Origin of the sequence: Mesorhizobium huakuii (assembly GCF_030160235.1) — a bacterium.
Classification (GTDB): Bacteria; Pseudomonadota; Alphaproteobacteria; order Rhizobiales; family Rhizobiaceae; genus Mesorhizobium; species Mesorhizobium huakuii.
Genome location: NZ_BSNY01000007.1, coordinates 68,959 through 91,013 on the forward strand (window position 1 = coordinate 68,959; position 22,055 = coordinate 91,013).

The window sequence follows — 22,055 nt, forward strand, 5'->3', positions numbered from 1 at the left end:
GTCAGTCGCCTTCGTTCGGTATGTTGAGGACATGCCCGCAGGCCTTGCAATGCACGGCATCCGGTTCATGCCGCTGCAGTCCGCATTGCGGACAGGGGAAAAACACCTTGGCCGGCCGGAAGATCGCCTGCGCCAGCCTGACAAACAGCGATATGCCGATGATCATGGTGACGATCGCCGTCAGCTTGCCGGCCATTCCCGGCAGCACGATGTCGCCAAAGCCGGTCGTCGTCACCGTGGCGACAGTGAAATAAAGCGCGTCGATGTAGTTTTCCAGGCCGGCGCCGTTGCGGAAAAAGAAGGTGTAGACGAAGCCGGTGATGACGAACAGAAACGTCAACAGGTTGATGACCGCATGGCTTGCCTCGCGCCAGGGCCTCAGGCCGCGCATTTCGAAATGCCGCCAGATCGATCCACTGCGCGACAGCGACCACAGCCGCAGGATGCGCAGAAAACCGAGATTGGCGAGCGCCGTCGGCATCAGCAGCGTCAAAAGGATGAAGACATCCACCCAGGAGGTCGGCTGCTTCATCAGGCGCAGCATGTCGTTGGAGGCCAGCAGCCTGGCGATCAGATCGGCGCCGACGAGCGCCGCCACCGCATAATCCAGCCACAGGAACGAGGCCGATTGCTGGATGACGGGTGTCGCGATGAAGAAGCCGATGATGGCCAGATCGATGACGATTGCCGCGACCTGAAACCGGAAGGCAGCCGGCGTGCGCCCATGATAGAGCCTGCGCAGCGTGTCGCGCAGCTTCGTTATCGCGCAACGATCCCGTGATGCGCGCTTGTCCGCGGCCTTCATGCCGATCGCGATGACATGGGCGGCATGCGCCGACGCCTGCCAAGGGCGGGGATCACACCAATTCCACTTCGACCACGCCGGGCACGGCGCGCATGGCCGAGGCGATCTGCGGCGAGACACGGTAGCCGCCCTGCAAGGCGATCTCGACCTCGCCCTGCGCCTCTTCCTTGATGACGATGATGCTCACCTGGCTTTCACCGCGCTGGGTGAGCTGCGATTGGATTATCGAGGCAGGTCCATCGTTCCTGACGAAAATGCGCAGCGCCTTCTGGATGCGGCTTGCCTCCTCCTCCAGCGATTGCACGGAGTTGATACGCAAATTGACGCCTTCGGGCCTGTCCTCGGCCGCGACGGTGATGACGACGGAGCGACCGGCTTCCAGGAGGTCACGGTACTGCGCCAGCGCTTCTGAAAACAGCACGGCCTCGTACTGGCCAGAAGTGTCGGAAAACGCCACCACGCCCATCTTGTTGCCGGTGCGCGTCTTGCGCTCCTGTTTGCTGGTCACCGTGCCGGCCAGGCGGCCGGCGGAAGCGCCGCGTTTGACGGCGGCGGAAAACTCCGCCCAGTTCTGCACCCGCATCTTCTGCAACGCCGCCTTGTATTCGTCGAGTGGATGGGCCGAGAGATAGAAGCCGACTACCTGGAATTCGCGGTGCAGCCGGTCGGCGGCGAGCCACGGATCCGTTGCCGGCAGGTTGAGCGCCTGCGACTGTGCGCCCAGCGAGGCGCCGAAAATATCGGCCTGGCCGGAAACGGCGTTCTGCTGGGCAAGCGACGCCAACCCCATCATCCGTTCGACGCCAGCCATCATCTGGGCGCGGTCGTGGCCGAAACAGTCGAGCGCGCCGGCCATGATCAGGCTTTCGAAGACGCGCTTGCCGACGATCTTGGGATCGACCCGCTCGCAGAAATCGGCCAGATTCTTGAATGGCTTTTCGCCGCGCACCGCAACGATGTGCTCGACCGCCGCGTCGCCAACGCCCTTGAGCGCGGCCATCGAATAATAGATGCGGTTCTCGCCGACCTCGAAAGGCCGAAAACTCGTCATCACCGACGGCGCCAGAACCTCGATGCCGAGGCGTAGCGCGTCCTGGCGGAAGTCGGCGAGCTTGTCGGTATTGCCCATGTCGAGCGTCATCGACGCTGCCAGGAACTCGACCGGATAATGCGCCTTGAGATAGGCGGTCTGGTACGAGACCACGGCGTAGGCGGCGGCGTGCGATTTGTTGAAACCATAGTCGGCGAACTTGGCCAGCAGGTCGAAAATGAAGTCGGCTTGCGGCTTGCTGACGCCGCGCTCGACCGCACCCGAGACGAAGCGCTCGCGCTGCTTGTCCATCTCGGCGCGGATCTTCTTGCCCATGGCGCGGCGCAGAAGATCGGCTTCGCCGAGCGAATAGCCGGACAGCTCCTGCGCGATCTGCATGACCTGTTCCTGGTAGACGATAACGCCTTGCGTCTCCTTCACCAGATGGTCGATCTTGGGATGGATCGAGGCCATCTCCTCCTCGCCATGCTTTCTGGCGTTGTAGGTCGGGATGTTCTCCATCGGGCCCGGCCGGTAGAGGGCAACGAGCGCGATGATGTCCTCGATGCAGTCGGGCCGCATGCCGATCAGCGCCTTGCGCATGCCGGCACTTTCCACCTGGAACACGCCGACCACTTCGCCACGCGACAGCATGGCGTAGGTCTCGGGATCGTCGAGCGGGATCGTCGCCAGGTCGATGTCGATGCCGCGCCGGCGGATCAGTTTCACCGCTGTCTCCAGCACGGTCAGCGTCTTCAGGCCGAGGAAGTCGAACTTCACCAGTCCGGCCTGCTCGACATATTTCATGTTGAACTGGGTGACCGGCATGTCCGAGCGCGGATCGCGGTACATCGGCACCAGTTCCGACAGGGGCCGGTCGCCGATGACAATGCCGGCGGCGTGCGTCGAGGCGTGGCGGTAGAGGCCTTCCAGCTTCTGTGCCATGTCGAGCAACGTCTGGACGATCGGCTCCTTCTCGGCCTCTTCGGCAAAGCGCGGTTCGTTGGCGATGGCGTCGGCCAGCTTGACCGGATTGGCCGGGTTCTGCGGCACCATCTTGGACAGCTTGTCGACCTGGCCATAGGGCATCTGCAGCACACGGCCGACGTCACGCAGCACGGCGCGGGCCTGCAGCGTACCGAAGGTGATGATCTGTCCGACCTGGTCGCGGCCGTATTTCTGCTGGACGTAGCGGATCACCTCTTCGCGGCGATCCTGGCAGAAGTCGATGTCGAAGTCGGGCATCGACACGCGGTCCGGGTTGAGAAAGCGCTCGAACAGCAGCGAGAAGCGCAGCGGATCGATATCGGTAATGGTCGTCGAATAGGCGACCAGCGATCCGGCGCCCGAACCACGGCCCGGTCCGACCGGAATGCCTTGCGCCTTGGCCCATTTGATGAAGTCGGCAACGATCAGGAAGTAGCCCGGAAATTTCATCTTCTCGATGATGCCGAGCTCGAATTCCAGCCGCTCGCGATATTGCTCGACCGTGTAGCCCGGGGTCGGCCCGTGCAGGGCAAGCCGCGCGTCGAGCCCCTCGCGCGCCTGGCGGGCGAGTTCGGCGGCCTCGGCCTTTTCGGCCGCGTCTTTGTCTGAAGCATCGCCGCCGGTGAAGCGCGGCAGGATCGGGCTGCGGGTTTTTGGATAGTAGGAACAGCGCAGTGCGATCTCGACCGTGTTGTCGATCGCTTCCGGCAGGTCGGCGAACAATCGCGCCATTTCGGCCTGGCTGCGCAGGAAATTGTCCGGCGACAGCCGGCGGCGAGTGTCGACGGCGACGACGGAGCCTTCGGCGATGGCAATCAACGCGTCATGCGCCTCATAATCGTCGCGCGACGAGAAGAAGGCTTCGTTGGTGGCGACAAGCGGAAGTTCGTGCGTATAGGCGAGATCGATCGTCTGATGTTCGATGACCCGGTCGTAGCCCGCGACCCGGTCCAGTTCGACATAGAGCCGGTCGCCGAACAGCGTTTTCAGCGTCAAAAGCCGCACCTCGGCCAGATCGCGGCGATCCTCCTTCAAGGCGTTGCCGATCGGGCCGCGCGGCCCGCCGCTGAGGCAGATCAGCCCGTCGGCCTTTCCTTCCAGCATCTCGGTTGTCAGATGCACCGCCTCGCCGGGCGGTGTCTCCAGATAGACGCGGCTGACCAGCCTGACCAGGTTGGAATAGCCGGCTTCGGTCGCGGCGAGCAAAACAACCGGCCGCATCTCCGGGCCTTGCCGGCGCCGATCGCGCTGCCCGTCGCTGTTCTCGCCGGAAAAGGCGAGCGCGATCTGGCAGCCAATGATCGGCTGGATGCCGTCCTTCACCGCTTTCTGCGCGAATTCGAGCGCGCCGAACAGATTGTTGGTGTCGGTGACGGCGATCGCCGGCGACTCGTCCTTCACCGCATGGCCGACGATCTTGCCGAGCTGGAGCGCGCCCTCGAGCAGCGAATAGGCCGAATGCACGCGCAGATGCACGAACGGCCGCGCCGGCGCCTCAGGACGCGCCGCCGCGATCGCGGCTTCGCGCTTCAGGGGGTCGCGTGGAAGTTTGTCGTCCGCCATGGTTTCTCGCGCTGTCGAAGGCCTTGAGTCGATGGAGATGTATTGTCCGGGACCCGGCGATGCCAGTCCAGCACAAACGATCGCCAATCACAGGCTTCCAGCCTGCACGGCGCCTCACCTTAGAGATTGTTTCGAAATTCGCTCCGGCGAGTCATATGGAGGTGGTTTCGAGAACCGGAGCGCAGCGTACTTTTGGGTACGTGAGCTCAGTTCTACTGCGACGCAGTAGAACGGGGAAGCGCAGAAAACGCCTTCAGATGGCCGCCGGAGTAGAATTTCCAAACAATCTCTAGGCGAATTCCATGATCACCGCGTCCACGGCCAGACTGTCGCCGGGCTTGGCGTTGAGTTTCGACACGACGAGATCGCGTTCGGCGCGCAGCACGTTTTCCATCTTCATCGCCTCGACCACGGCCAAAGTCTCGCCGGCCTTGACCTCCTGGCCCTCGGCAACGGCGATCGACACGACAAGCCCGGGCATCGGGCAGAGCAGCAATTTCGACGTATCCGGCGCCACTTTCTCCGGCATCAGCCGCTCCAGTTCGGCGATGCGCGGCAGCATGGCGCGCGCGGTCACCGACATGCCTTTCCAGGCGATGCGAAGACCGTTTGCCACGGGCCGAACCTGGGCCACGACGGAGCGCTTGCCGACCGTGCCGCGCCAGATCAGGTCGCCCGGCCGCCAGTCGGATGAAACGGTCAGCGCCTTGCTGCCGTCGATCGACAGGTCGATCTCCATCGGAATGGAAATCATGCCTTCGAGGATGGACGCCTGGAGGTAGTCGTCGCCGAGCTTCACCACCCAGTCGCGTTTGAGCACTCCCGAATGCGGCGCCAGCCGCCCGCCCAGCCGGTCGAGCCGGTCGCGGCGCAACAGTTCCACCGCGGTCACGATCGAGGCCAGCACGGCCTTTTCTTCGCTGTTCGGCACGACGGGCGCAAAACCGTCGGGATATTCCTCCGCTATGAAGCCGGTCGATATCGTCCCTTCCCGCCAGCGCGGATGCTGCATCAGCGCCGCCAGGAACGGAATGTTGTGCTCGATGCCGTCGACCACAAAACTGTCGAGAGCTTCCGACATGGCATCGATCGCCTCGATGCGCGTCGGCGCCCAGGTGCACAGTTTGGCGAGCATCGGGTCGTAGAACATCGAAATCTCGGAGCCTTCGGTGACGCCGGTGTCGTTGCGGATGACGACATCGCCGAACTGCCCCTCCTCTGGCGGCCGGTAGCGCGTCAGCCGGCCGATCGACGGCAGGAAATTGCGATAGGGATCCTCGGCATAGAGCCGGCTTTCCACCGCCCAGCCGTTCAGCTTGATGTCGCTTTGCTTCAGGCCAAGCTTCTCGCCGGCCGCGACGCGGATCATCTGCTCGACCAGATCGATGCCGGTGACGAGCTCCGTCACCGGGTGTTCGACCTGCAATCGTGTATTCATTTCAAGGAAATAGAAGTTTTTGTCCTTGTCGACGATGAACTCGACCGTACCGGCGCTCTGGTAGTCGACGGCCCTGGCCAGCGCCACCGACTGCTCGCCCATGGCCTTGCGCGTCTTGGCGTCGAGGAACGGCGACGGCGCCTCTTCCGCCACCTTCTGGTTGCGACGCTGGATCGAGCATTCGCGCTCGCCGAGATAGAGCGCATTGCCATGCGCGTCGGCCAGCACCTGGATCTCGATATGGCGCGGATCGACGACGAATTTTTCGATGAACACGCGGTCGTCGCCAAACGAGCTCTTGGCCTCCGAGCGCGCCCGGTCGAAACCGTCGCGCACCTCAGACTGGTTCCAGGCGATGCGCATGCCCTTGCCGCCGCCGCCGGCCGAGGCCTTGATCATCACGGGATAGCCGATCTCGCCAGCGATCTTCTCCGCATGGTCGGCATTCTCGATGACGCCAAGCCAGCCCGGAACCGTCGAAACCTTGGCGGCGTTGGCGAATTTCTTCGATTCGATCTTGTCGCCCATCGCCTTGATCGCCTTGGGCTTGGGGCCGATGAAGACGATGCCTTCCTTTTCCAGCGCTTCGCAGAAGGCGGCGCGCTCGGACAGGAAGCCATAACCGGGATGCACGGCCTGGGCGCCGGTTTCCTTGCAGGCGGCGATGATCTTGTCGGGGACAAGATAACTCTGCGCGGCGGGCGAAGGCCCGATATGCACCGCCTCGTCGGCCATCTCGACATGCACGGCATCGCGATCGGCATCGGAATAGACGGCGACCGTGGCAATTCCCATCTTGCGCGCCGTCTTGATAACGCGGCAGGCGATCTCGCCACGGTTGGCGATCAGGATTTTCGTGAACATGCTGAGGTCATTCCCCTCCGGTCGGTCGTTCCTTTTATGACCTGTGCTTGCGGGGTCAAGCCGACCATGCAAATCACTGCCTTTCAATCGATTTGCGATTCCAATTCATCGCTGTGGCCCGGTCCAGGCACCAGCTTCCAGTTGATCGTGTCGATAAAACCTGAAACCTTGGAAAAAAATTCGCATTGGAGGACGCCTGATGAAAACCCGCGCCGCTGTCGCTGTCGCCGCCGGAAAGCCGCTGGAGATCATGGAGGTCGACCTCGACGGTCCGCGCGAAGGCGAGGTGCTGGTCGAGATAAAGGCGACCGGCATCTGCCACACAGACGAGTTCACCTTGTCGGGCGCCGATCCGGAGGGGCTGTTCCCAGCCATCCTCGGCCATGAGGGCGCCGGCGTGGTGGTCGATGTCGGCAAGGGCGTCACCTCGGTCAAGAAGGGTGATCATGTCATCCCGCTCTATACGCCGGAGTGCCGGCAGTGCCCGTCCTGCCTGTCGAGAAAGACCAATCTGTGCACGGCGATCCGCGCCACACAGGGCCAGGGCCTGATGCCCGACGGCTCGTCACGCTTCTCGATCGGCAAGGACAAGATCTTCCACTATATGGGCTGCTCGACCTTCTCGAACTTCACCGTATTGCCTGAGATCGCGCTGGCCAAGGTCAATCCCGACGCGCCTTTCGACAAGATCTGCTACATCGGCTGCGGCGTGACGACCGGCATCGGCGCCGTCATCAACACCGCCAAGGTCGAGCAAGGCGCGACCGCGGTGGTCTTCGGCCTCGGCGGCATCGGCCTGAATGTCATCCAGGGACTGAAGCTTGCCGGCGCCGACATGATCATCGGCGTCGACCTCAACAACGACAAGAAGGCTTGGGGCGAACGGTTCGGCATGACGCATTTCGTCAATCCGAAGGAGATCGACGGCGACATCGTCCCTCACCTCGTCAACATGACCAAGCGCGGTGCCGACCAGATCGGCGGCGCCGACTACACCTTCGACTGCACCGGCAACACCAAGGTGATGCGCCAGGCGCTGGAAGCCTCGCATCGCGGCTGGGGCAAGTCGGTCGTCATCGGTGTCGCCGGCGCCGGCCAGGAAATCTCGACGCGGCCGTTCCAGCTGGTCACCGGCCGCACCTGGATGGGCACCGCCTTCGGTGGCGCGCGCGGCCGCACCGACGTGCCGCGCATCGTCGACTGGTACATGGACGGCAAGATCCAGATCGATCCGATGATCACCCACTTGCTGAAGCTCGAAGACATCAACAAGGGGTTCGACCTCATGCATGAGGGCAAGTCGATCCGTAGCGTCGTCGTTTACTGAAGCAAGCCACACGCCGCCGACCGACCGGCCAGCGACCTCTGTGGTTCACAACTGGGAGGAGAAAAGAATGGCGGAGAAACTGCATCCGAAAATCGACAATGGCCTGCCCAAGGAGAGCGCGAGCTTTGCCGGCGGCACGCTGGTCTGCGCCTGCACAAGCAAACCGGTCAAGGTGAAGGTCAAGGGGCAGATCGCCCACAACCACGCCTGCGGCTGCACCAAATGCTGGAAGCCGGAAGGCGCCATATTCTCGGTGGTTGCCGTTGCCGGCACCAGCGACGTCACCGTCAGCGAGAATGGCGACAAGTTGAAAGTGGTCGACTCCTCCGCCCTGATCCAGCGCCATGCCTGCACCGGCTGCGGCGTTCATATGCACGGCCCGGTCGAGCGCGATCATGCTTTCAAGGGACTGACCTTCATCCATCCCGAGCGCTTCGTCGAGGATGGTTGGTCGCCGCCGGGGTTCGCCGCCTTCGTTTCGTCGATCATCGAATCGGGCGTCGACCCGAAGCGGATGGACGGCATTCGGGCACGGCTGAAGACAATCGGGCTGGAGCCCTATGACTGCCTCAACCCCGGCCTGATGGACTATATGGCCACCTGGACGGCGAAGAAGTCCGGCGTCTTGCCGGCCTGAACGGTCGCGGGCCGATTCTTCGGGATTCGGCCCGCACCAGTCGCGCGAAGGCTGTAGCCTCATGGTCACGATCCGCATCAAATTTCGCGACTGGAAAACCTCAGATATCCACCGTATTCGCAATTTCGGCGAAGACCTCTGGCGAAGATTTCGTCACAACAAACGCATCAGCATCGATATCGACGAAATCGATAGATGCGTCGACGAAATCACATTCAGCGCCAGAAGCCCTTATGTGAAAAGTGCGATAAGGGAGGCCGAGGTGGTTATGCGTGAACATATGGTCGACAAGGAAGCCGAAATCGTCGTCGACGACGGTATCACGCAAGCATGAGCGGGCACCCTGCCATTTATGTCGACGCCGACGCTTGCCCGGTCAAAGCCGAGGTCGAAAAGGTCGCCGAGCGCCTTGGCGTCGTCGTCACCTATGTCTCCAACGGTGGCTTGCGGCCGTCGCGCGATCCGATGATCCGCAATGTCGTGGTCTCCAAGGGCGCCGACGCCGCCGATGACTGGATCGTCGAGAATGCCAAATCCAACGACATCGTGATCACGGCGGATATTCCGCTTGCCGCCCGAGCGGTGGCGCTCGGCGCACATGTGCTTGGACCCACAGGGCGGCCGTTTACGCCGGAAACGATCGGCATGGCGGTAGCCATGCGCGACCTCAAGCAGCATTTGCGCGAAACGGGCGAGAGCAAGGGCTACAATGCCTCCTTCGCTCCGCAGGACCGTTCGCGGTTCCTTGGTGAACTCGACCGCATCTTGCGGCGCGCGCTGAAATCCGTCACACCCGGCTAGAAACCGAGCGCCATCCAGGGTGGAGACCGCCATGGCCGCCGAAACCCCGATCCAGAAACCCATGCGGCGCCATATGCTGTTCGCAATGTCGGCGTGTTTCGGGGCGTTGGCGCTGCTTGTGGCGTTGCTGCTGCACGCCCCGCTCGCCTATTCGATCGGCGCCAACGCCTTTTTCGCCGCCTACGTCATCCTTGTCGTCAGCCAGATGCCCAAATTCACCGGCAAATATCTGAGCAAGAACGCGCGCGCCACCGACCAGCCTGTGCTGGTCATCTTCGCGGTGACGCTTGTCGTCGTTGTCGTCGCCGTTGTCTCGTTGTTCCTGCTTATCAATCAGAAAGACAGAGGCAATTCCGTCGAGCTCGGTTTCGCGCTGCTGTCTATCCCGCTCGGCTGGTTCACCATTCATGCCATGGCCGCGCTTCACTACGCGCATGTCTACTGGATGGACGGCGATGCGGTCGACGCCGAAACCAAGAAGAAAATCCCGGTCGGCGGATTGCTGTTCCCGGGCGACAAGCGCCCGGAAGGCTGGGATTTCCTCTACTTCTCGGCGGTCATCGGCATGACGGCGCAGACCGCGGACACCAACATCTCGACGACGCATATGCGCTGTGTCGTCCTTGTCCACTCGGTCCTGTCGTTCTTCTTCAACACCGTCATCGTCGCCGCGGCCGTCAATCTCGCCGTCAGTCTGGGCGGCCCGTAATAAATCCGTGATCGGGTGAAACATCGGTTTGGATCGCGACGTATCAGGAGGACAATGAACGCGCAGGCCACGCCGTGAGGCCGGGAGACGAGACAAGATGGAATCCGTTGCCAGAAGCCAATCCGCCACCGGACCGGACGCTCCCGTGTCGAGCGACAGCACGCTGATCTATCGGCAGTCGCGCTGGACGAGGCTGACGCACTGGATCTGGGCCATCTCGCTGTTCTTCATGCTGCTTTCCGGCCTGCAGATCTTCAACGCCCGGCCGCAGCTCTACATCGGCAAGCAATCCGGCTTCGGCTACAACAACACCATCTTCGAAATCGGTGCCGAAAACACGAGCGCCGGGCCGCGCGGCTACACCGAAATCTTCGGACACCGCTTCGACACGACGGGCGTGCTCGGCTGGTCGGGTCCGCCAGGCAACGAGACGGCGCGCGGTTTCCCGTCCTGGGCCACCATTCCGTCCTACTATGACCTCGGCACCGCCCGCGTCGTGCATTTCTTTTTCGCCTGGATCTTGACGACGACCTTGATCGTCTGGCTGGTCGCCAGCCTGGTGAACGGCCATATCAGGCGCGATCTCGCCCCGCGCCTTGACGACCTCAAGCGCCTGCCGCGGGACATCGTCGATCACGCCAAGCTGAAATTCCATCACACGCGCGAATATAACACGCTGCAGAAGATGGCCTATGGTGGGGTGCTGTTCGTGCTGTTGCCGCTGATGATCATCACCGGCCTTGCCATGTCGCCCAGCATGAATTCGGTGCTGCCCTTCCTCAACGAGGTGCTCGGCGGCCGGCAGACGGCGCGCACCATCCATTTCACCGCCATGCTTCTGCTGGTCGGCTTCTTCATCATCCACATTCTGATGATCCTTGCCGCCGGCCCGATCAACGAACTACGCTCGATCATCACCGGCTGGTACCGCACCGACCCTCCCGCGCATGACGACAAGACGACCGAGAGGAGTGCCTGACATGGCGAAATTCCAGATCAGCCCCAATTTTCAGATCAGTCGAAGGAAGTTCCTGACCGCCGCCAGCCTTGGCGCCTCCGGCATCATGCTGTCGGGCTGCGACGCCTTCGACAGCCAGTTGAGTATTGGCAGCGGCCTGCGCAGTTTCCTCGAAAACTCCAATGGCCTGACTTATCGCGCCCAGCGCCTGCTCGCAGGTCGCGACAAACTGGCGCCCGAATTCACCGAAGCCGACATCCGCCAGCCGCAGCGGCCAAACGGCGTCACCGCGCCTGATGATGACACCTACAAGGGCCTGCTCTCCAACAATTTCGCAGACTGGCGACTGGAAGTCTCGGGCTTGGTCGAAAAACCGCTATCGCTCAGCCGCGAGCAAGTTCAGAATATGCCGAGCCGCACCCAGATCACCCGTCACGACTGCGTCGAGGGCTGGAGCTGCATCGCCAAATGGACCGGCACGCCGCTGTCGCTGGTGCTCGACCAGGCGGTGGTCAAGCCGCAGGCGCGCTACGTCATGTTCCATTGCCTCGATACGATCGATCGCAGCTTGTCCGGCGACATCAAATATTACGGCACGATCGACCTGATCGACGCTCGCCACCCGCAGACGATCCTCGCCTATGGCCTGAACGGCAAACCGCTCCCGGTCGAAAACGGCGCCCCGCTGCGTGTCCGCGTCGAGCGCCAGCTCGGCTACAAGATGCCGAAATACCTCTACAAGATCGAGCTGGTCGACGGCTTCGCCAATGTCGGCGGCGGTCGCGGCGGCTATTGGGAAGACAATGGCTACGACTGGTATGGCGGGATTTGATGATCGCGAGCATACAGGCCGAGCACGATTTGTCGCCGATAGAGTTGGGTTCGCTCGAGGAACGTCTCCAAAGCGACAACCGGCGCGCGACTGGCTGCGCCGATGACCGGGGGCTGGCTTTCGTTATTCGCGACGGTGCAGGACATGCGATCGGCATTGCCGCCGGCTACTCTTGGGCGAACACGTCCGAGCTGACATTGATGTGGATTGACGGGGCCTATCGCGGCCGAGGCTATGCAAGGCAGTTGCTCAGCGCTTTTGTCGCTGAGGCAACCGATCGAGGCGTCAGGAGAATTTGGGTCTCCAGCCACGACTTCCAGGCGCCGGGCCTCTACGAGAAGGCTGGCTTCCGGCGCATCGCCGAACTCGCGGAATGGCCCGAAGGTCACTCCAACATCATCCTTTGTAAAACGATAGAAGCAGACAGTGCACTTTAAGCAACCTTGTCGAGCAGCGGCCTCAATGCCGGATGGATCTCCGGCGAGGCATGTTTGATCAGGGTCAGCAGCGCCCGCTCATTCTCGTATAAGGGCCGGTTCCCCCCAATATGCTCGACCAGCCATTTGGCTTCGCCGGCATCGACCGTCTCGGCGCGGCGGGCCAGGGCCTCGGTCGCCCTATTCTTGGCCTCCCACTCGGCCTCGATGTCATCGGGGGAGCGGTAGGCCTCGATGATGCCGGCGAGGCCGCCTGAAACCATGCGGCTGAAGAAGCCGCCGATCTGCGGATCGGCGTGTTCGAGGAAGCTTTCCTGGCGCAGCGCCACATCGCGGGTCGGTGCCTCATAGCCGGCCGAGCACATGACGAAATTGGCGATCGCCTTGACGAAGAGGTCATTCCAGGACGGATCGTTCTTGGCCTGGGCTGTCTGTTCGTTGATTCTGAACAGCACCTCGGCCTCGCCGCGGGTGACGGCGATGTTGCCGTCGCCGCCATGGGCATGCAGGATGCGACGCAGCAATTCGACTTCCGCCTTGGCGATCAGTCCAGGCACCAGCGCGCCGCCCAGCATCAGGGGTCCCTTGCCGTCGATGACGGCATGCGCAACCTGCTCCAGCGCATAGACGCAAAGCTTGCTCGGCGTGGATCTCGCCTTTTCCAGCACATGGACCAGCAATTCGAGTTCGGTGCGGCTGTCGACCATCCCGTCGCGCGAAATGGTGCGGACCAGCCAATCGGCGTTGTCCTGCGAGATATAGCCGGACGGCTTTTCCTGATGGACGATGTAGTCGGTGACCGCCTCGACGAAGAACGGTGCCCACTCCGCGCATTTGTCCTTGGCCGTCTGGTCGAGAGCGAACAGCGCCTCGGCCTCGCCCCGGGTCACCACGCCATCGGCGAACACGTCGCGGCGCAGCATCAGCACGTCCTCCGGAGCAATGCGATTCTTCGAGGTCAGCCCAGCCACCGGCGCGCTCATGATCAATTCGCCCATTGTCGTCCCCGTCCGCCCCAAAGCGCTACATCGGCCTGCTATATCAGGAGTGTCTTGAAAAACCGGCAAACGGCGTGGTTAGCGAAGACTTGTCGACATGCGTCAAATCAAAGAGCCAAAGCGCATCGCCTCGATCCGTTTCAGCGACGCGCTTTAAATGTCGCTGGGAGGTGACAAGGTGTCGCCGACGGGCTATGGATGGCGCGTCGAGGGCTCGGGATACTGAGTCCTACCTGTTTGCGGGAGAGAGCAGCGAGAGCTGCCGCCGAAGGGGAAATCGCCCGAAATCTCTCAGGCAAAAGAACCGTAGACGGGAAAGACACTCTGGAAAGTCGGGGCTTGCCCCCGCGCCGAAGGTGTAAGCGCCGCTGACAGAGTTCCGGCTGCGCGAGTCTCTCAGGCTTCAGACAGAGGGGCACGGACTGGTCGCCATTCGCGGCCGATTGCGTGCGACTCTGGAGACGACATGACGGGCGACGATAGCAAACACCTTCCCCTCGAAGACATCCATACAGCCGCCGGTGCGCGTTTCGGCGCCTTTGCCGGCTGGTCGATGCCGCTGACCTATCCGGCCGGCGTCATGAAGGAGCATCTGCACACCCGCGAGCATGCCGGTCTCTTCGATATCTCGCACATGAAACTGTTCAAGGTCAGCGGACCGCAAGCGGTTGCGCTGCTCGACCGCGCTTGCCCCCTGGATGCCGGCGCGCTCGAAATCTCGCAGTCGAAACTGTCCTTCTTCCTCAATGAGGCCGGCGGCATCCTGGACGACCTGATCGTCACCCGGCTCGGCGATACCAGGTTCATGGTTGTCGCCAATGCCGGCAACGCCGTCGCCGACGAAAAGCATCTGCGTGAGCTGGCCACGACTTTTGACGTGACGGTCGAGCCGCTCGACCGCGTCTTCCTGGCCATCCAGGGACCCGAGGCCTGGGCCGTGCTGTCTCGCGCCGGCATCGAGACCGGCTCGCTGCTGTTCATGCACGGGGTCGAGCCGCGGAAAGACTGGTTCATGAGCCGGTCGGGTTATACCGGCGAGGACGGTTTCGAGATCGGCCTGCCGGAGGCCGCCGCACGGGATTTGGTTACGAAGCTGCTCGAAGACGAGCGCGTTCTGTGGATCGGCCTTGCCGCGCGCGACAGCCTGCGGCTCGAGGCCGGGCTTTGCCTGCATGGCCAGGACATCACGCCGGAGACCGACCCGGCCGCGGCCGCGCTGATGTGGGCGATCCCCAAGGACATCAGAGCTTCCGGCGCCTTTATCGGCGCCGACGCCTTACGTGCCGCCGTCGAACGCGGCCCGCCGCAAAAGCGCGTCGGGCTGAAGCCGGAGGGCCGCCAGCCGGTGCGCGCCGGTGCCGCCCTGTTCGACGCCGACGGCAATCCCGCCGGCCATGTCACATCGGGTGGCTTCGGCCCCTCGGCCGGCCATCCGGTCGCCATGGGCTATGTCGCCGCATCGCTGGCAAAGCCGGGCACACGGGTGTTCGCCGAGGTACGCGGCACGAAGATCCCCGTCGATATCAGTTCCCTTCCCTTCACCCCTCATCGCTACCGCAAAGGATGAACTCCATGGCAAAGACGTATTTCACATCAGATCACGAATGGCTTCGCGTCGAAAGCGGCATCGCCACCGTCGGCATTACCGACTACGCGCAGGAGCAGCTCGGCGACCTCGTCTTCGTCGAACTGCCGGAAACCGGAAAGAAGCTGACCAAGGGCGACACCGCCGTCGTGGTCGAATCCGTCAAGGCGGCCTCCGACGTTTACGCGCCGGTCGACGGCGAGATCACCGAGGCCAACGGCACGCTGTCTTCCGACCCGTCGCTGGTCAACTCGGCGGCAACCGGCGCCGGCTGGCTGTGGAAGATGAAGCTCGCCGACGAAAGCCAGCTCGCCGGCCTCATGGACGAGGCCGCCTACAAAGCCCATATCGCCTGAAATCAGGACTAGAGATGATGACCACAGCACTCACCCCCTTCTCGGCCCGCCATATCGGTCCGAGCGTCAACGATGTCAGGGCCATGCTTGCCGTGATCGGCGTCCCCTCCGTCGAGACGCTGATCAGCCAGGCCGTGCCGCAGTCGATTCGCCTCGACCTGCCGCTGACCTTGCCCGGGCCGGCCAGCGAGGCCGAAGCGCTGGCCGAATTGTCGGCCATCATGGCGAAGAACACGGTGCTGAAGAGCTTCATCGGCGCCGGCTATCACGGCGTCCACGTGCCGCCGGTCATCCAGCGCAATCTGTTCGAGAATCCGGCCTGGTACACGGCCTACACGCCTTATCAGGCTGAGATCAGCCAGGGCCGGCTCGAAATGCTGTTCAATTTCCAGACCTTGGTCGCCGAATTGACCGGCTTGCCGGTGGCGTCCGCCTCGCTGCTCGATGAGGCAACCGCCGTCGCCGAAGCGGTCGGCATTGCGCTACGCCACCACCGCGACAAGCGCACCAAGGTGGCGTTCGCCGGCACGCCGCATCCGCAGACGCTGGATGTCGTGCGCACCCGCGCCGAACCGCTCGGCATCGAGATCGATGGCGAGACGATCGACGACAACACGGCTGCCCTGCTCGTCTCCTGGCCCGACACTTTCGGCGTCTATGGCGACCATAAGGCGGCAATCGACAAAGCACGCGCCACCGGCGCCATCGTCGTCTTCATCGCCGATCCGCTTGGCCTGACGCTGACCGATGCGCCGGCGAAACTCGGCGCCGACATTGCCGTCGGCCCGATGCAGCGCTTTGGCGTGCCGATGGGCTTTGGCGGCCCGCACGCCGCTTACTGCGCCGTCTCCGACAAACTGACGCGCCTGATGCCCGGCCGCCTCGTCGGCCAGTCGACCGACAGCAAGGGCCGGCCTGGCTACCGCCTGGCCTTGCAGACGCGCGAACAGCATATCCGCCGCGACAAGGCGACCTCCAACATCTGCACCGCGCAGGCGCTGCTCGCCAACATGGCGACGGCCTATGCCATCTGGCACGGCCCCGCCGGGCTGCAGGCGATTGCCGGGCGCATCCACGCGCTGGCCAACCGTCTGGCAAGCGGCCTCAAGGCGGCGGGCGTGTCGGTGCTCGGCGCGAACCGCTTCGACACGGTAACGGTCGAGGCGAAGGGCAAGGCCGCTGAGTTCGCCGAAGCCGCCGAAAAGACCGGCCGGCTGCTGCGCGTCCTCGACGCCGACCATGTGGGGATCAGCTTCGACGAAACCTCGACCGACGCCGACCTCGAAGCGATCGCTTCCCTGTTCGGCGCCAAAGCTGCTCCCTCGGCCGAGAGCAGCGTTCCCGGCAAGCCGCGTGGAAAGGAGTTTCTGACCCAGCCGGTCTTCAACGAGAACAAGTCGGAAACCGACATGATGCGCCTGCTGCGCCGGTTGGCCGACAAGGATCTGGCGCTCGACCGCTCCATGATCCCGCTCGGATCCTGCACCATGAAGCTCAACGCGGCGGCCGAGATGATGCCGGTGAGCTGGCCAAGCATCGCCAATCTGCATCCCTTCGCGCCGGCCAGCCATTCGGCCGGCTATCGCGCCATGATCGGCGAGCTGGAAGGCTGGCTATCCGAAATCAGCGGCTTCGACGCGGTCAGCCTGCAGCCCAATGCCGGCAGCCAGGGCGAATATGCCGGCCTGCTCGCCATCCGCGCCTATCACCGCTCGCGCGGCGAAGGCCATCGCACGGTCTGCCTGATCCCCTCCTCCGCGCATGGCACCAATCCGGCGAGTGCGGCGATGGCCGGCATGAGCGTCGTCGTCGTGCGCTGCCTGGAAGACGGCAATATCGACATGGACGATATGCGGGCCAAGGCCAACGAGCATTCCAGGAATCTCGCCGCGCTGATGTTCACCTATCCTTCGACGCATGGCGTCTACGAAGAAGGCGCCCGCCACCTCTGCGCCCTCATCCACGAGCATGGCGGCCAGGTCTATTTCGACGGCGCCAACCTCAACGCACTGGTCGCGCTCGCCCGGCCCGCCGATATCGGCGCCGATGTCTGCCATATGAACCTCCACAAGACCTTCTGCATCCCGCACGGCGGCGGCGGCCCCGGCATCGGTCCGATCGGCGTCAAGGCACATCTGAAGCCTTATCTGCCGGGCCATGTCACCGAAGGCTCGGCGCATGGCGTGTCGGCGGCTCCCTTCGGCAGCGCTTCCATCTTGCCGATCACCTGGATGTATATCCGCATGATGGGCGCCACCGGACTGAAGCAGGCAACGGAGACCGCCATCATCTCGGCCAACTACGTGGCGACACGGCTCGCGCCGCACTTCCCGCTGCTCTACAAGGGCCGCCACGATCGCATCGCGCATGAATGCATCCTCGACACCCGCGTGCTCAAGGAGAGCGCCGGCATCAGCGTCGACGACATCGCCAAGCGCCTGATCGACTACGGCTTCCACGCACCGACCATGTCGTTTCCGGTCGCCGGCACGCTGATGGTCGAGCCGACGGAATCCGAGCCGAAGCGCGAGCTCGACCGCTTCTGCGAGGCGATGATCGCCATTGCTGGCGAAGCCGCGAAAGTCGCCAGAGGTGACTGGCCCTTGGCCGACAACCCGCTGGTCAACGCGCCACACACCGCCGCCGAGACGTTGGCCGGACAGTGGACCCACCCCTACTCGCGCCTGGAAGCGGCCTATCCCGCCGGCGACGCCGATACCGCAGCCAAGTACTGGCCGCCGGTGTCGCGCATCGACAATGTCGCCGGCGACCGCAATCTGGTCTGCTCCTGCCCGCCGCTGTCGGACTATCTGGGAGCGGCGGAGTAGCAGCCTCTCGGCCTACGCGGAGCGCAAGGCCGGCTTGACCGGTTCGGCCTTGCCCATTCTTTTGCGGCTGATCACGCAGTTTCGGCCGGCGCGCTTGGCCGCGTAGAGCGCGGCGTCCGCCTCGGCCAGCACCTCGTCCAGGCTGCTGCCGTCGACGCCGCCAAAGCCGATGCCGCCGCTGACCGTGCTGCGCAACGGACCGAGCGGGGTAGGAACGATTTCGGTGCCGAAGGCCACGCCGATCTTGCTGGCGAGATCATGGGCCCGCTCTTCCGTCATCCGCGACATGACGATGGCGAATTCCTCGCCGCCCAGGCGAAAGGCGTCGACGCCGGTCCTGGCATATTTCCGGATGACGGCGGCGAAGCGGCACAGGACCTGGTCCCCGACCGGGTGACCGTAGATGTCGTTCGTCCTCTTGAAGTGGTCGAGGTCGAACATGACGACCGCCATGAAGGGACCGAAGGGCCGCTCAGCGTGGAGGGACATCAACCCGCGACGGTTCATCAGCCCGGTCAATGGATCGGTCATCGTCTCGGCCTTCAACTCGATCTGCGCCTGCAGATGATGAAGGGAGAGCGTCAAGGCGCCGAGGCCGGTCATGCAGGCCACTGCCACGACGGAATTCAAACGCTCGGCCCAGTTGTCGGGCGCCGCCCCGAGCGTCCATTGTCCCTTGGCCATCAGAACCACGCCGCAAAGGGCAAACGACACCGCGCAGGTGCCGCTCAGGAACGAAACCACCAGCAGGATCCGGCGATCGTGGCTGCCATTGACCCAGAACATGGCTCCGATCGTCGACAGCAGCACGGTCACCGTCGCGTAGGTGACGATGAAGCCGACACCGTCAAGGCCCAGGAAGGTGAAGGCGGCGCAGACTGCCATGGCGGCAAGCGTCGGCACGATCGCACGCCTGTGATCCGGCACGCCGAGATACTGCATGGCCGAAAGGCAGATGATCAGGAAGCCCAGGCTGAGCAGCGCCAGCGCGATCTGGCAAAGCAGCGGATCGGGCTCCTTGGTGTAGCGCCAGAACAGGATCACATGCGCGACAAGCACGATAATGCCGCACGCCACCGTCAGCACGAAACGCGCCCGCGGTGCGGTGAGCCAGATGGCAAACATGGTGACGGCCAGGCATGTGCCCGACAGCGCGGCCGCGAGCAGGAGCGAACTGAAATCCAGCATATCGGGCGGCGGCCTCTCCAGCGTCGGCGATTATGCCGCATTCTAGGTCAGCGGCAGCCCTCGAACATGGCTTTCAGCCGATCTTTCAACCCAAGCTGCGGTTAGGGTTTACAAAGCGTCGACAGTGCCTGTCCGGAAATCGCACCTTGGCCGGCGCGAGGATCAAACGCGCATCAGCCCTTGTTCAGCAAGGCGAGATTGGCGTTGACGACCGTCGGGTCGGCCATGCCGGCCTTCGCCTCGAGCAGCAGCGCCCTGGCCTTCTTCTTGTTGCCGCGCAGCAGTTGCGAATAGCCCATATTGTTGACGATCTGCGGTTTGCGGCCGGCGACCTTCAAGAGCTGGCCATAGGCGCGGTCGGCGAAGTCGAAGCGGCCGAGCTCGTCATAGGAAGCGGCGAGCCCCATCCAGGCCTCCGCATTGTCGGCCTTCAGTTCGACGGCCTTGCGGAAATGCTGTTCGGCGAGACCATAATTGGCGTCGCGAAACTGCGCCTTGCCCTGCGCCAGGTCGGATGTGTCGACATCCTTCGCCGCCGGCTGGATCGCGGTCGTCTTGGTCGCGTCGACGTTGTTGTTCGTCGTGCACCCGGTGATCATCAGGACGGCCGCCATCGTGGCCACCGCCGCAAATTGTGTCTGACGCATGCCCTGCCCCGTCGCCCGATTTGCCGGGTCGTTCTTCAGGTAAAGACATTAGAGCAAAGCGATTAAACTTCGGTGCCGACATGCAGCAAAGATTTGGTTTCCGCAATACCGGCCGTTAACCATTGGACCGCAACGCCTCAAGCCGACGCGGGGGGTCTCACGGCGGGTCGATGGCCTTGAGCGCGGCCGGAACCGGATAGCGGCTGCCGTCATAGCGCAGCCGGTAGGTCCGGCTCACCGACTTGCCGGGGTGGGACTGGCACTCGCCATCCTTGTCGGGGAGCGGCTCGTCGGTATCCTGCCGCTCGACCGCGATGATGTCATGGTAGCCGCGATGGATCGTCGGGCTTATCGCCAGGCTGACCTGGCTGGAATGAAAGGATCCCGCGCAATTGGTGTCGCCTTCGCCGCCATGGCCGGCCACGGCGAGCCCGTCGAGCACCGCGCGCAGCGTGTTGCCTGATATAGCGTAGAGCCGCAGGTCGGTTTCGTTGAAGGGATTGGGCTGTGAATGATTGGCCATGTCGATGCGCAGGCCGAAGGCGGTGACACCGGGCGCCAGCCCATAGCGCGCGGTATCGAATTCGATGCCACGGATCGCGACGGCATCGTCGTTCATCAGCCTGGGTTGGAGCAGGCGCTGGCGCACCTGCAGGGTCTTCCTGTCGACGACCAGAAGCTCGATATCGCCAACATGCTGGCCGTAGGCGGATTGGACGCTGTCGATCAGCGGCACCGCGACCAGCAACAGATCGTCATGGGCAGGCCAGACCTTGCAGACCAGGCCAGGCATACCGTCCTGCGGGACCGCGAGCGGGATGCTGGTATGCGGTTCGAGCGTGAACGAGCGGCCGTCGGCGCTTTTCTGGATCTTGGGATAAGCCTGCCGCAACAGCGCGGCGGCATCGCCGCAATCATCGGCCGCAGCCAGGGCGGGCCACAGGCTGGCCGCAACGAGAGCGGCGGCACACAACACTATTCGCATGGGATCCTCATGTCGAAGGCCGAGTTCGGGCAGCAGTAGCAGCCTGTCGCCCCTGCTTGGCATTAAGCTCGACAAGCCGCCATGTGCAGGCTGGCCACCGAACATCAATGCAGCCTAATGGTTGCCCGTCATTTTGACGATGATCGGGATGATCGCGATCATCAGCACCACCGGCAGGATGCACACCGTCACCGGTATCGACATCTTGGCCGGCAAGGCATGAGCCTTCTCCTCGGCCAGCGACATGCGCTTGTGGCGCATTTCGTCGGAGAACACGCGCAGCGCGCCTGACAGGCTGGTGCCGAGTTCCTTCGACTGCTGCAGCAGCGTGGCGAACGAGCGAACCTCGTCCAGGCTGAGGCGGTCGGCGAGCGCCTTCAGCGCATCGTCGAGGCTGCGCCCGGCCCTCAGTTCCAGGGACACCAGTTGCAGGTTCTGGCTGAGCGCCGGATAGGTCTTGGCAAGCTCCTTGGAGACGCGCTCGATGCCTGCCTCCATGCTCATGCCGGCGTCCGAGCAGACGATCATCAGATCCATGAAGTCGGGAAAGCCGTTGCGGTACTCGCGCATCTTTTCCCGCACCTGCTGGGTCAGCACCAGGCCGGGCAGGAAATAGCCGGCCACGCCCGACAGGATGACGAACGCCCAGCGGCTGGTCATCGTCGCTTCGGCGCTGGCCAGCCACTGGTTGAGGACAAAGGCGCCGATCGCGCCGCCAACCAGCGCGGAAAAGCGTATGATGAAGAACGTGCCGACGGCGCGCGGCTCCATATAGCCGGCCTGGATCAGCTTCATGCGCAGCCGGGCGACATTTTCCGGATCGCTCTTGGCGTAGAATTCCTGCGCCCGCTTCACCGCCTTTTCGCGCACGACATTGGCGTTCTTCTTCTGCAGAGGCTCGGGCTTCGCGGCCACGGCGCCATGGTCGACCTTGAGCCGACGCTTCAAGTCGTTGCGGTCGCCCTTCGCCGCCACCATCGGCCATGCGACCGCGACGCTGCCCAGGGCCAAAAGCAGGATCGCCACCGGGATCAGGGAGGTCGGTGCGAGCGAGGCGAGGAATTCGATGAAACCCTGCAT

The 22,055-nt window shown here is 63.4% G+C and carries 19 protein-coding genes and 1 riboswitch; of the genes, 11 read left to right on the plus strand and 8 right to left on the minus strand.

Annotated elements, in window-relative coordinates; genetic code table 11:
* Position 1: 1 nt before the first annotated feature.
* The 3 genes from QQK95_RS01670 to QQK95_RS01680 form a co-directional block, all read right to left on the minus strand.
* On the minus strand, positions 2-805 hold the full coding sequence (locus QQK95_RS01670; RefSeq protein ID WP_284268189.1) for an ion channel: 804 nt from the start codon (positions 803-805) through the stop codon (positions 2-4).
* A 52-nt stretch (positions 806-857) separates the two neighbouring features.
* The gene (gene dnaE, locus QQK95_RS01675; RefSeq protein WP_284268191.1) at positions 858-4,385 is read right to left on the minus strand and encodes a DNA polymerase III subunit alpha; all 3,528 of its coding nucleotides are present in this window, start codon (positions 4,383-4,385) and stop codon (positions 858-860) included.
* A gap of 289 nt (positions 4,386-4,674) precedes the next feature.
* Entirely contained in the window at positions 4,675-6,687 is a 2,013-nt protein-coding gene (locus QQK95_RS01680; RefSeq protein WP_284268193.1) for an acetyl-CoA carboxylase biotin carboxylase subunit, read from the minus strand.
* A gap of 199 nt (positions 6,688-6,886) precedes the next feature.
* Here QQK95_RS01680 and QQK95_RS01685 point away from each other — a divergent pair, with 199 nt between their 5' ends.
* The 8 genes from QQK95_RS01685 to QQK95_RS01720 all read left to right on the plus strand — a co-directional run bounded on the left by QQK95_RS01685 (position 6,887) and on the right by QQK95_RS01720 (position 12,388).
* Entirely contained in the window at positions 6,887-8,014 is a 1,128-nt protein-coding gene (locus QQK95_RS01685) for an S-(hydroxymethyl)glutathione dehydrogenase/class III alcohol dehydrogenase (RefSeq protein ID WP_010909722.1), read from the plus strand.
* A 67-nt stretch (positions 8,015-8,081) separates the two neighbouring features.
* Positions 8,082-8,651, plus strand: a complete 570-nt coding sequence (gfa, locus tag QQK95_RS01690) for an S-(hydroxymethyl)glutathione synthase (RefSeq protein ID WP_284268196.1) — start codon at positions 8,082-8,084, stop codon at positions 8,649-8,651.
* Between the two features lie 61 nt (positions 8,652-8,712).
* On the plus strand, positions 8,713-8,985 hold the full coding sequence (locus tag QQK95_RS01695) for a hypothetical protein (protein WP_284268198.1): 273 nt from the start codon (positions 8,713-8,715) through the stop codon (positions 8,983-8,985).
* Complete coding sequence (locus tag QQK95_RS01700) at positions 8,982-9,452, plus strand: YaiI/YqxD family protein (protein ID WP_284268200.1); 471 nt, start codon at positions 8,982-8,984, stop codon at positions 9,450-9,452. Before QQK95_RS01695 ends, QQK95_RS01700 begins: the two co-directional genes overlap by 4 nt.
* A 31-nt stretch (positions 9,453-9,483) precedes the next feature.
* On the plus strand, positions 9,484-10,161 hold the full coding sequence (locus QQK95_RS01705; protein ID WP_284268202.1) for a DUF1345 domain-containing protein: 678 nt from the start codon (positions 9,484-9,486) through the stop codon (positions 10,159-10,161).
* A 97-nt stretch (positions 10,162-10,258) separates the two neighbouring features.
* On the plus strand, positions 10,259-11,140 hold the full coding sequence (locus tag QQK95_RS01710) for a cytochrome b/b6 domain-containing protein (RefSeq protein WP_284268204.1): 882 nt from the start codon (positions 10,259-10,261) through the stop codon (positions 11,138-11,140).
* A 1-nt stretch (position 11,141) separates the two neighbouring features.
* The gene (locus QQK95_RS01715; protein WP_284268206.1) at positions 11,142-11,951 is read left to right on the plus strand and encodes a molybdopterin-binding protein; all 810 of its coding nucleotides are present in this window, start codon (positions 11,142-11,144) and stop codon (positions 11,949-11,951) included.
* The gene (locus QQK95_RS01720) at positions 11,951-12,388 is read left to right on the plus strand and encodes a GNAT family N-acetyltransferase (RefSeq protein ID WP_284268208.1); all 438 of its coding nucleotides are present in this window, start codon (positions 11,951-11,953) and stop codon (positions 12,386-12,388) included. The genes QQK95_RS01715 and QQK95_RS01720 overlap by 1 nt, the downstream gene beginning before the upstream one ends.
* Here QQK95_RS01720 and QQK95_RS01725 read toward each other — a convergent pair.
* Complete coding sequence (locus QQK95_RS01725) at positions 12,385-13,386, minus strand: hypothetical protein (protein WP_284268210.1); 1,002 nt, start codon at positions 13,384-13,386, stop codon at positions 12,385-12,387. The two genes, QQK95_RS01720 and QQK95_RS01725, sit on opposite strands and share 4 nt — an antisense overlap.
* 230 nt (positions 13,387-13,616) lie before the next feature.
* A riboswitch (glycine riboswitch) is annotated at positions 13,617-13,703 on the plus strand.
* Between the two features lie 149 nt (positions 13,704-13,852).
* Here QQK95_RS01725 and gcvT point away from each other — a divergent pair.
* Genes gcvT through gcvP form a run of 3 tightly spaced genes read left to right on the plus strand, consistent with a single transcriptional unit; the run spans position 13,853 to position 18,155 of the window.
* A complete protein-coding gene (gene gcvT, locus QQK95_RS01730; protein WP_284268212.1) occupies positions 13,853-14,953 on the plus strand; it encodes a glycine cleavage system aminomethyltransferase GcvT in 1,101 nt (366 codons plus the stop codon).
* 5 nt (positions 14,954-14,958) lie between these two features.
* The gene (gcvH, locus tag QQK95_RS01735; RefSeq protein WP_284268213.1) at positions 14,959-15,327 is read left to right on the plus strand and encodes a glycine cleavage system protein GcvH; all 369 of its coding nucleotides are present in this window, start codon (positions 14,959-14,961) and stop codon (positions 15,325-15,327) included.
* A gap of 14 nt (positions 15,328-15,341) precedes the next feature.
* Positions 15,342-18,155: an aminomethyl-transferring glycine dehydrogenase gene (gcvP, locus tag QQK95_RS01740; protein WP_284268215.1), complete on the plus strand. Its 2,814-nt coding sequence runs from the start codon at positions 15,342-15,344 to the stop codon at positions 18,153-18,155.
* 12 nt (positions 18,156-18,167) lie between these two features.
* Here gcvP and QQK95_RS01745 read toward each other — a convergent pair whose 3' ends face one another.
* From QQK95_RS01745 to QQK95_RS01760, 4 genes are all read right to left on the minus strand, one after another.
* Positions 18,168-19,343, minus strand: coding sequence for a GGDEF domain-containing protein (locus QQK95_RS01745; protein WP_284268217.1), 1,176 nt, complete (start codon positions 19,341-19,343; stop codon positions 18,168-18,170).
* A gap of 173 nt (positions 19,344-19,516) precedes the next feature.
* On the minus strand, positions 19,517-19,990 hold the full coding sequence (locus QQK95_RS01750) for a hypothetical protein (protein WP_284268219.1): 474 nt from the start codon (positions 19,988-19,990) through the stop codon (positions 19,517-19,519).
* Between the two features lie 157 nt (positions 19,991-20,147).
* Positions 20,148-20,975 (minus strand): PA3715 family protein, encoded by an 828-nt coding sequence (locus QQK95_RS01755; RefSeq protein WP_284268220.1) that lies wholly within the window; start codon positions 20,973-20,975, stop codon positions 20,148-20,150.
* 114 nt (positions 20,976-21,089) lie between these two features.
* A complete protein-coding gene (locus tag QQK95_RS01760) occupies positions 21,090-22,055 on the minus strand; it encodes a type II secretion system F family protein (protein WP_284268223.1) in 966 nt (321 codons plus the stop codon).